We start from the raw sequence: 10,304 nt of genomic DNA on the forward strand, positions 1-10,304 counted from the left end.
ACCCGACCAGCCGTGCGAGAAGGGCCTGGGTGGACAGGGATGCATCGGGGTGGGCGGGCGGCATGCTGTCTTTACTCTCCATTACGGTCTGGCCCGGGGCATGATGGGGCGGGGTCGTGAAGGCGGGATCGGGGGACAAGGTTGTGACGTGGGCCAGCGTATCAGGCATTCCCCCACGGGGGGGAGAGCAAAGGCCCGTGTGCGGGACAAATCTTTTCCGATGACGTGGTTCGGAAAAAACATCGCAACGAATCCCCTCGCCATCTGGTGCGGGCGCAGGCAGAACGTGACTATGCCCCTGCGTACCTGCCCGCCGCATCCCCGCACCCGGTACAGCCCGCACAGACCCGATGGAGCCCGGCCCCTTTCATGTCCGACAGCCTGAACCATATTGAGACCGAAACCATTTACCCCATCGCGCTGGACAGGCGGCATGGCCGCCCGCGCGACCTGTTCACCGTCTGGTTCGGGTCGAACATGATGATGCTGACCGTCGTGACCGGCGCACTGGCCACGACCCTGTTCGCCCAGCCCCTTGGCCCCGCACTTGCGGCCCTTGTGGTGGGCAATCTGGTGGGTGGGGTGTTCATGGCGCTGCACGCGGCGCAGGGCCCGCGCCTTGGCGTTCCGCAGATGATCCAGACACGCGGCCAGTTCGGGCTTTGGGGCGCGGTGCCGGTCACGGCGCTGGTGGTGCTGATGTATGTGGGGTTCGCCGCATCCAACTTCGTGCTGGGCGGGGAAGGCCTGCAACAGATCTTTCCGGGCTTTGGCCGCATGGGCTGCGTGGTGGCCATGGGGGTGCTGACCGCCATACCCGCCCTGATGGGCTACCGCATGATCCACGCAGCCGCCCGCACCATGACCGTGCTGTGCGGCGTGGTGGTGGTGGCGTCGCTCCTGTATGTCTGGGTCACGCAGTACCCCGCCATTGTGGCCGCACCATCCCGCCCGGCCACCCTGCGCGGCATGCTGGCCAGCCTGTCCGCCGCGGCCCTGTGGCAGATTGCCTATGCCCCCTACGTGTCGGATTATTCGCGCTACCTGCCGCCGGGCCGGGCGGGGGAACGCGCGGCTTTCCATGCCTCGTTCTGGGGGTGTGTGGGCGGCTCCGTCCTGCCCATGAGCATTGGCGCGCTGATCGGCCTGCTGGCGGGCGGGCAGAACGTGGTGGCCACGTTCGCCGCATTGCTGGGCGTGTGGGCGGTGCCGGTGCTGGCGGCCCTGTCGCTGGGCATTACCGTGGCCACGGCCATGAACATCTATTGCGGGGCACTGTCCACCCTGACCGTGCTACAGACCTTCCGCCCCACACGCCAGCACCGGCTGGGGGCGCGCATTGCCGTGACACTGGGCCTGTGCGGGCTGACCTTTATCATGGCCGTGGTCATGAGCCGCAGTTTCATGGCCGCGTACGATACGTTCCTGCAGGCCCTGATGGCGGTCATGATTCCGTGGACGGCCATCAACCTGACCGATTACTACGTGCTGCACCATGGCGAGTATGACGTGGCCTCGTTCTTTTCCCCCACCGGGGGGCGGTACGGGCTGTTCAACAAGCCCGCTTTGGCCTGCTACGTGATCGGCATTGCGGTGCAGGTGCCGTTTTTCGCGACCGATTTCTATACCGGTCCCATCGCCCGCATGATGCACGGCATAGACCTGGCCTGGGTGGTAAGCCTGTGCGTGACCGGCCCGCTGTACTGGGCTGTGGAACGGCGCTTCAACCCCAAGGCACTCCCCCCGTCCCCCACACCCTGACCGGCCCGGCCGCTGCACACGGGCCAAAAGGGGTGGATGGCCGCACAGGTCAGAAACCGGATATGACCGTTCCCCCGGTCCCGGCATGGCCGCCCCTGTCTGCCTCGCGGGTACCGTCCGCCACTGTGGCGGGGCTACGCCGCAAGGTGCTGTACAGCGTCATATAGGCACCAAGACCAAGGAAAACAGCACCCACCATGACGTAACCCGGCACCATAGGGTTGCCGGTCCGCGCGACAAGCCAGGTCACGAAAGGCTGGGTCAGCCCGCCAAAGCTCGAAACAGCAAGGGCATACACGATCCCGAACATGAAAGAGCGGCTGCGCGCGGGCAGGGCCTCGACCTGCGTGCGCCAGACACAGGCATTGGCCAGCCCCGTAAGCCCGAACAGAGTGACGTTCAGCGCCAGCATGCTGCCAAGCCCCGGCGCCTGTATGGCCAGACGGTACAGCGGCACGCTGACCGCGGCCAGAACAAGCCCGATCCCCAGCACATAGGGTCTCGGGTCCGGGTGGCGGGCCAGCGTGGCCATGCCCACACCCAGCGCCACGACGCCGGTCAACAACCCCGCCACCATGCCCGCCATGGCAACGGAGGGGGAAAGATGCAGCACCGCCACCGCATAGCTGACGCCGAAATGCTCCACATAGGTCATGATGGTGCCGCTGGTGATGCACAGGAACACCAGCGGCACCACCCGGCGCAGCACGCGCCGCTCGGCCCTGTCGGGATAGGTGGGGGATGGGGGCGCACAGGGGCCAGCACCCGCCGCCGTATCCGGCTCAACACCCGTCACACCATGGGCTGCAGCCTTCCGGTTACCCCCGGGCTCCTTACCGAGTCCCATTCGTGCATCCGGCCCCGCAGCAGTCCGTGCGCCTGCCGGGGCCATACCGCCGCTGGCGCGCAGGGCAAGGCCCAGCGGCACAATGGCCAGCCCCAGCACGAACGGCACCCGCCAGCCCCAGGCATACAGCGCCTCGTGCGAGAGGGTGAGTGAGAGCACAAGCCCCACCACCGCCCCGGCCAGCGACCCCAGAAGCTGCGTCATGGACTGCATGGCCGCGAACACCCCGCCCAGCCCTTCGGGTGCGGTCTCGACAATCAGCGCCGTGGCCGGACCGACTTCTCCCCCATCGGAAAAGCCCTGCAACATCCGCGCGACAATAATCAGCACCGGGGCCAGCAGGCCGATTGTCGCGGTGGCCGGGGCGAGCGCCAGCAGCAGCGAACCCGCCCCCATCAGGCTGAAGGTCAGCATCAGGGCGGCGCGCTGGCCATAGCGCCGCCCGTACCACCCGACCACCAGCGCCCCGAACGGCCGCAGGAAAAACCCCACGGCAAAGGTCATGAGCGAATGCAGCAGGCTGGCCAGATGATTGCCCGACGGAAAGAACGCCTGCCCGATCATGGGAGCGAAAAAGGCAAAGGCCATGAAGTTGTAGAATTCGAGAAAATTGCCGGCACAGGCGGCAAGCAGAACCCGGGGTGCCACGGAACGTGCCGGGGCCGCCCCGTCGGGCAGGCAGGAGGGCGCAGGGGCCATGGGTAAGGAACTCCGATCCGTGCCGCATGGGCGGTTTTTTCAGCCTGCCAGAGTAGAAGCCTCGCACCGGGTTGTTCAAGCACGACATGGCTTGAACAACCGCCACGCCACCGCCATCATGCAGGCTGTTTCCCACCCTGGGTACCATGATCCATGCTGAGCGGCCTTTTCCTGCCCGACCACGCCCACCGCCCCCCGGCCCCCGCCAGCGCGGACGGGTTCGGCTTTCCCGCAGGGCCCGCGCATGCGCGCGCGGCCCTGGCCACCATTGCCGCATGGCCCCAATACGCCTCCACCCCGCTTGTACCCCTGCCGGGCATGGCGGCGGAACTGGGCTGCGGCGCGCTGTATTACAAACAGGAAAGCGGGCGTTTCAGGCTCGGCAGTTTCAAGGCGCTGGGGGGCGCCTACGCCGTGCAGCGCCTGCTGGGGCGGATCGTAACCGAACGTACGGGCACCACGCCCACGGCCGCCGACCTGCTGGCCGGGGCGTATGCGGATAGTGCGGCACAGGTCACCGTATGCTGTGCCACCGATGGCAACCACGGCAGATCCGTTGCCTGGGGGGCGGCGCAGCTTGGCTGCAACAGCGTGATCTTCATCCATGAAGCCGTGACCCGGGCGCGGGCCGACGCCATTGCAGCCCTTGGCGCGCGGGTCGTGCGCCTGCCCGGCACGTATGACGACGCAGTGCGCCACGCACAGGCCGAGGCGGACAGGCAGGGCTGGTTCGTGGTCTCTGACACGTCCTACCCCGGCTATGCCGAAATCCCGGGCTGGATCATGCAGGGCTACAGCCTGATCGCGGAGGAAATACGCGACCAGCTTGGTGCGCGGGTTCCCACGCATGTGTTCCTTCAGGCCGGGGTGGGCGGGTTTGCCGCCGCCATCATGGCCTGCATGGCCATGGCGTACGCCCCTGCCCCGCCCCGCTTCATAACCGTGGAGCCCGAAACGGCGGCCTGCCTGCTGGCCAGTGCGCACGCGGGAGCACCGACAGCCGTGACGGGAGACCTGCATACCATCATGGCGGGGCTGGCCTGTGGCGAACCTTCGAGCCTTGCATGGCCCGCGATCCACGCCCTGACCGACGCGTATCTCGCCCTTGATGACGACAGCATACGCCAGACCATGCGGGCCCTGGCCCGGGGCGTGGGCGGCGACAGCCCCGTCATTGCGGGGGAAAGTGGCGCCGCCGGTCTGGCCGGGCTGCGCGAGGTCATGGCCAACCCCGAACTGGCAGGCCGCCTCGGGCTTTCACACCATTCCGTGGTGCTGGCAATCGGCACGGAAGGGGCGACAGACCCCGCGATGTACCGCGAGATCGTGGGGCGGGATGCCGCCGAACTGGAAAAGGCCATGGCCGATGCACGATGACCGCCCCCCACAGACAGACCTGCAGGCACCCCGACCTGTATCCCCACCGGCATCCCCGATGGCATCCCCGATGGCACCCTCATCAGTTCCTCCACACGCACCCCCTCTGACACGCCCGCTGGCTCCCCCATTGGCAGCCCCACTGGCAGCCTCAGTGGCACCCTCAGCGGCTCCGCCGACGGCGCACCCAATGGCGCTCCCAGCGGTTCTCCCAGTGGGGGTGCCAGCGGCACTCCCCATCAGTCCGCAGCGGCTCGATGCCTCGGTGCAGGAATTCGGGCGTGTGGGAGCATTGCCGGGGGGCGAGGTGGCCCGCCTTGCCCTGACCGATGCCGACAGGGCAGGCCGCGACCTGCTGGTCGCGCGCATGCGCGCGCTGGGGCTGAGCGTGAGCGTGGATGCAATCGGCAATATTTTCGGCACGCGCGCGGGTGACGGCGGCACGCAAGGCACGGTCATGGTCGGCTCGCATATCGACACGGTATCCACCGGCGGGCTGTACGACGGCACATTCGGCGTGCTGGCAGGGCTGGAGGTGGTGGCCACCCTTAATGACATGGGGGCCAGAACACGCCACCCCATTACCATAGCCGCCTTCACGAACGAGGAAGGTGCGCGTTTCCAGCCCGACATGCTGGGCAGTCTGGTCTTTGCCGGCGGCCTGGCACTGGACGAAGCACTTGCCCTGCGCGACGCGGACGGCGCCGTGCTGGGCGATGAACTGCGCCGTATCGGCTATGCCGGGCAGGACCGTGGCCCGGCCGATATGACCGCGTATTTCGAACTGCATATCGAGCAGGGGCCGGTGCTGGAGCGCGAAGGCGTGCAGATTGGCGTGGTCTCGGGCGTGCAGGGTATTTCCTGGCACGAAATCACGGTCAGGGGCCGCTCGGCCCATGCGGGCACAACCCCCATGGCCATGCGCCATGACGCGGGACACGCCGCGGCCCGCATTGTCTGCGGCGCGCATGACATGGCCCGCACTTTGGGACCGGACCAGCTTGTGGCCACGGGCTATACGCGCCTGACCCCAAACCTGGTGAACGTAATCGCGCAGGAGGCGGTGTTCACGGTCGATCTGCGCAACCCCGACAACGCGGCCCTGCAACAGGCGGACGCGGCGCTGCTCGGTATTGCGCAGGATGTCGCCACGCAAACCGGCACGGATGTGACATGCCGCACCCTGGCCCGGTTCGACCCCGTGGCGTTCGACCCCGCCTGCGTGAACGCGGTGGAGCACACGGCCAGGGCGCTGGGCTATTCCACCCGCAGGCTGCATTCGGGCGCGGGGCATGACGCGCAGATGATCGCGCGGATTGCCCCTTCGGCCATGATTTTCGTGCCCAGTGTCGGCGGAATCAGCCATAACGTGCGCGAGTTCACCGCGCTGGACGATCTGGTGCGCGGCACCGTCGTGCTGGCCCGCCTTGTGGCCGACCATGCGGGAGCCACCCCCGCCTGACCCGGCCGCCGCACCGCCCCTGCGCCGGGTCATCCGGTCGGGCAGGCCATGGCTCCCACCCGAACGGGCGCGGGATCAAATGGCTGGCATGCGCTATTGGCATGGGCACGCAGGCATGGCAAGGAAAGGCGGACCATCCACCCCGCGCCAGCGGTTCAGTCCGGCAGGACCGCAACTTGCATACCCCCAAGCGGCTGCAAAACCGGACCACGCACATGGTATTAAGGGGCCGGGCCCTGCCGTCCGGGCCCCGAACCGCACCATCGCCTGCTGCGCCGGGGCGCAAGCCAACCCGGCCCACCTCTGGCGGCCCTGTGGACCTGTGCCGCTGGGCCGGTAAAAGGGCCGGTATCAGCGGGTCTGGGTCAGCGGGCTTTCCGGCGGACCTGACCCCACCGCCAGCACAAACACCCCCGCCATGACGGGGCAACAGGAACGAGCCCCCGCGTCATGACACCGTTTTTTACTCTGGCCATCGGGGCCGCGGCCATTGTTGCTGTCATTGTCCTGATCGCCCGGTTCCGGTTCGAGCCGACCATGACGCTGTTCGGCGTTGCAATTGCCGTAGGGCTGGCCGTGGGCCATGCGCCCACACAGGCCGTGACGTCGTTCGAGGCCGGGGCGGGCCATGCGCTGGGGCATATCGCCTTCATTATCGCCTTTGGCACCATGCTGGGCCGCATGGTGACCGAAAGCGGCGCCGCACAGGCCATTGCCAACACGCTGATCCAGCGTTTCGGGCCGCGCAACATCCACTGGGCCATGATGCTGATCGGGCTTGTGGTGGGGCTGCCGATTTTTTTCGATGTCGGGTTCGTGCTGCTGGCCCCACTGGCCTTTGTGGCCGCACGGGCCGCACGGCAGCCGATCCTGCTGGCGGCGCTGCCGCTGGCTTCCGGCCTGTCGGTGGTGCATGCGCTCCTGCCCCCGCACCCCGCGATCATGGTGGCGGTACAGGCCTACCACGCCCGGGTGGGGCTTGTGCTGCTGCTGGGTGGGGCGATCGCCATACCCACGGCCATTCTGACCGGGCCCGTTTTCGCCCGGTTCGTGGCCGCGCGCATGACGGTGCAGGGTGTCAGTTCGCTGGAGGCACAGGTGCTGGACACCCAGCCCGCTCAGCCAGCCCCGCCCGTCTGGCTGGCGCTGCTTGCGGTGCTGATGCCCGTGCTGCTTATTCTGGCAGGGCTGGTGCTGGGCGGCCTTTTTCCGGCCGGGCCGGGCCACAGCCTGGGTGAACTGCTGGGCTCGACCGACATTGCACTGGCGCTGTCGGTCGGGTTCGCCTGCATTGCCCTGGGCCATGCACGCGGGGTCAGCAGCAAGGCCATGGCGGCCCACCTGCATGACTGTCTGGCGCCTATCGCCTTTCTGGTACTGCTGATTGGCGCGGGAGCCGGGTTTGGCCGCGCCCTGATCGATGCCGGGGTCTCGGACGTACTGACCGGGCTTGCCCGGCACTGGCACATGCCCGTGCTGCTGATGGCGTGGGGCTTGGCCGCGCTGGTGCGGCTGGCAACCGGTTCGGCCACCGTGGCCATGAGCACGGCCGCCGCCCTGCTGGCCCCCATAGCCCAGCAGACGGGCCTGGTCTCGCCCGAGGCCATGGTGCTGGCCACGGGGGCGGGCTCCGTCGCGTTCGGCCCGGTCACGGACCCCGGCTTCTGGCAGATCAAGGAATATCTGGGGCTGAGCATGGGCCAGACGCTGCTGACCTGGTCGGTGATCGAGACCGCCATTGCCCTGCTTGCACTGGCCGGAGCCAGCGTGTTCCAGTACCTGGTTCTTGCCGCCTAGACCTGCCGGAAGCCAGAAGCCGGAACAGCCACCCCCGCGCGGCCCCGAAGGCAAACCCGAAAACGGGTTACTGAACGGAGCGCTGGACCGATGACCGGCCCGGACACCTGCCGGATACCCACCCGACACTGGCCCAATATTGGCCCAATATTGACAGCGATACCAACCTGAATACCGGCCCCGATATTGGCCGGGCTGGTGGCCCAGATACTGGAGCAGGTACCGGATATTAACCCGGTCACTGACGCCGGTCGTGGCCCGGCTCCCCGACCCGGATGAGACTGACCCTGATGAGACTGGCCGGGATAAGACTGGCGGGAATAAGACTGGCCCGGGGCAAAAACCGGCCCATGGGCCGCCCCACGCAGACAGCCCACACGGGGCATGCCAGCACGGGCACGGCCGTATGAGCACGGCCGCATGGGGCCAGCCTGCGCTCAGCCGTTGCGGAAGGTGTAGCTGTAGCCGTTAATGGCCGGCACCCCGCCCAGATGGGCATACAGCACCTTGGATTTTTTGGGGAAAAAGCCTTTTTTCACCAGGTCGATCAGACCCTGGATGGATTTGCCCTCGTAAACCGGGTCGGTAATCATGGCTTCGGTCCGGGCCGCGATACGCATGGCCTCCACCGTCTCGCGCGAGGGCACGCCGTAGGCAGGGTAGGCGTAGTCTTCCATCAGGACCACATCTTCCCCCGCGATTTCGGGGCCATCGACCAGGGCCGAGGTTTTCTGCGCGATATCGAGCACCTGCGCGCGGACCTGCCGGGGCGTGCAGGAGCCGTCGATCCCGATCACCTGCCGGGCGCGACCGTCATCGGCAAAGCCTACGATCATGCCCGCATGGGTGGACCCGGTCACCGTGCAGACCACGACATAATCGAACGTGAACCCCAGCGCCGCCTCCTGCGCGCGCACTTCCTCCGCGAAGCCGACATAGCCCAGCCCGCCATATTTATGCACCGACGCCCCGGCCGGAATGGCATAGGGCCTGCCGCCGCTGGCCTCGATCTCCTTGAGCGCGTTCAGCCAGCTCTCGCGAATGCCGACATCAAATCCCTCATCCACCAGTTGGGAATGCGCACCCATGAGCCGGGTCATGAGAATATTGCCAACACGGTCGTAAACCGCGTCGTCATGGGGGACCCAGCTTTCCTGGATCACGTGGCATTTCATGCCGATCTTGGCGGCGACGGCGGCCACCAGCCGGGTATGGTTGGACTGCACCCCACCGATGGACACCAGCGTATCCGCCCCAGAGGCAATGGCGTCGGGCACGATGTATTCGAGCTTGCGCAGCTTGTTGCCACCCATGGCCAGGCCGGAATTGCAGTCCTCGCGCTTGGCGTAAATGTCCACATCCCCGCCCAGGTATTCGGTCAGGCGCGGCAGGAATTCGATGGGTGTCGGGCCGAAGGTCAGGGGGTAGCGTTCAAAACGGGCCAGATTGAGCATGGTGCGATCCTGTAATAAAAAGACCGCCAGAACTTACCATGTTCGCAATGAAATGTGCTTTCATTCATGGCCCGTAAAATTATTCTATATTTACTATATAATTTATTGTACACAATATATATCAAAAATAAGAACAAAAAACGGAAGATTCTTTCATGACCCAGGACCTGGACCGCACCGACCGCCAGCTTCTGCGCCTGTTACAGAAGGACGGACGCACCCCCAATGCCGAACTGGCCGAGAAAGCCCATATCAGCCCCGCCACCTGCCACCGCCGTGTACAGCGCCTGCTAGGTGGGGGCTATGTGCGGGATATCCGCGCCCAGCTTGACCCCGCAAAGCTGGAACTGGCCACGCTGGCCATTGTGGGCGTGGTGCTCGACCGCTCCACCCCCGACAGTTTCGCCGCCTTCGAACAGGCCGCGCGGGACATGCCCGCCGTGCTGGACTGTTACCTCGTAGCCGGGGATTTCGACTATTTCATCAAGATCCGGGTGCGGGACATGGCCGATTTCAACCGCCTGCACGCCGCACGGCTGATCGCCCTGCCCGGCGTGCGCCAGACCCGCACATTTTTCGTCATGAAAGAGGTGGTGGACAACCGCGCGCTGGATATCTGACCCCAAGGCAGGGCTTTAACCGGTTCGGAGGGTCTTTACTTTCTCGGGCAACTTCGCCTTAAAATCACGCAGCGTTTTCTTTGATACCAAAAAACACTTTCACGAATTGTGCATAAACGCCACTCTCACCCGCACGCCCCGAAAGGCCATGCCATGCCCCACGCCCCCACCCGCCAGACGACCTACCCCATCCCCCCGGTGATTCAGGCCCCGGTGGGCCCCCCCCCGTTTCCCCACCCCCCCCGACCCGCACCCCCCCCGCGGGCCCGGGTCCCACCCCCGCGCGG

The 10,304-nt window shown here is 66.5% G+C and carries 7 protein-coding genes; 5 read left to right on the forward strand and 2 right to left on the reverse strand.

Going from position 1 to position 10,304, the window contains the following annotated elements; genetic code table 11:
- The first annotated feature begins 369 nt into the window (after positions 1-369).
- Positions 370-1,761, forward strand: a complete 1,392-nt coding sequence (locus tag ABF990_RS14360; protein WP_415500957.1) for a purine-cytosine permease family protein — start codon at positions 370-372, stop codon at positions 1,759-1,761.
- 49 nt (positions 1,762-1,810) lie between these two features.
- Here ABF990_RS14360 and ABF990_RS14365 read toward each other — a convergent pair whose 3' ends face one another.
- Positions 1,811-3,307: an MFS transporter gene (locus ABF990_RS14365; protein ID WP_415500956.1), complete on the reverse strand. Its 1,497-nt coding sequence runs from the start codon at positions 3,305-3,307 to the stop codon at positions 1,811-1,813.
- A gap of 153 nt (positions 3,308-3,460) precedes the next feature.
- On the opposite strand from ABF990_RS14365, the gene ABF990_RS14370 reads away from it, so the two are divergent.
- The 3 genes from ABF990_RS14370 (at position 3,461) to ABF990_RS14380 (ending at position 7,943) form a co-directional block, all read left to right on the forward strand.
- Complete coding sequence (locus ABF990_RS14370) at positions 3,461-4,684, forward strand: diaminopropionate ammonia-lyase (RefSeq protein ID WP_415500955.1); 1,224 nt, start codon at positions 3,461-3,463, stop codon at positions 4,682-4,684.
- A gap of 190 nt (positions 4,685-4,874) precedes the next feature.
- Positions 4,875-6,146 carry a Zn-dependent hydrolase gene (locus tag ABF990_RS14375; RefSeq protein ID WP_415500954.1) on the forward strand — a complete coding sequence of 424 codons (1,272 nt, stop codon included), beginning with the start codon at positions 4,875-4,877 and terminating at the stop codon, positions 6,144-6,146.
- 450 nt (positions 6,147-6,596) lie between these two features.
- Positions 6,597-7,943 carry a gluconate:H+ symporter gene (locus ABF990_RS14380; protein ID WP_415492502.1) on the forward strand — a complete coding sequence of 449 codons (1,347 nt, stop codon included), beginning with the start codon at positions 6,597-6,599 and terminating at the stop codon, positions 7,941-7,943.
- 437 nt (positions 7,944-8,380) lie between these two features.
- Here the strand turns inward: ABF990_RS14380 and ABF990_RS14385 are convergent, their stop codons facing one another.
- On the reverse strand, positions 8,381-9,397 hold the full coding sequence (locus tag ABF990_RS14385; protein WP_415492500.1) for a 1-aminocyclopropane-1-carboxylate deaminase: 1,017 nt from the start codon (positions 9,395-9,397) through the stop codon (positions 8,381-8,383).
- A gap of 155 nt (positions 9,398-9,552) precedes the next feature.
- Between ABF990_RS14385 and ABF990_RS14390 the strand changes: the two genes are divergently transcribed.
- On the forward strand, positions 9,553-10,017 hold the full coding sequence (locus ABF990_RS14390; RefSeq protein ID WP_415492499.1) for an Lrp/AsnC family transcriptional regulator: 465 nt from the start codon (positions 9,553-9,555) through the stop codon (positions 10,015-10,017).
- Positions 10,018-10,304 lie beyond the last annotated feature (287 nt).

It is taken from the genome of Acetobacter sp., from assembly GCF_047723915.1.
Lineage (GTDB): Bacteria > Pseudomonadota > Alphaproteobacteria > Acetobacterales > Acetobacteraceae > Acetobacter.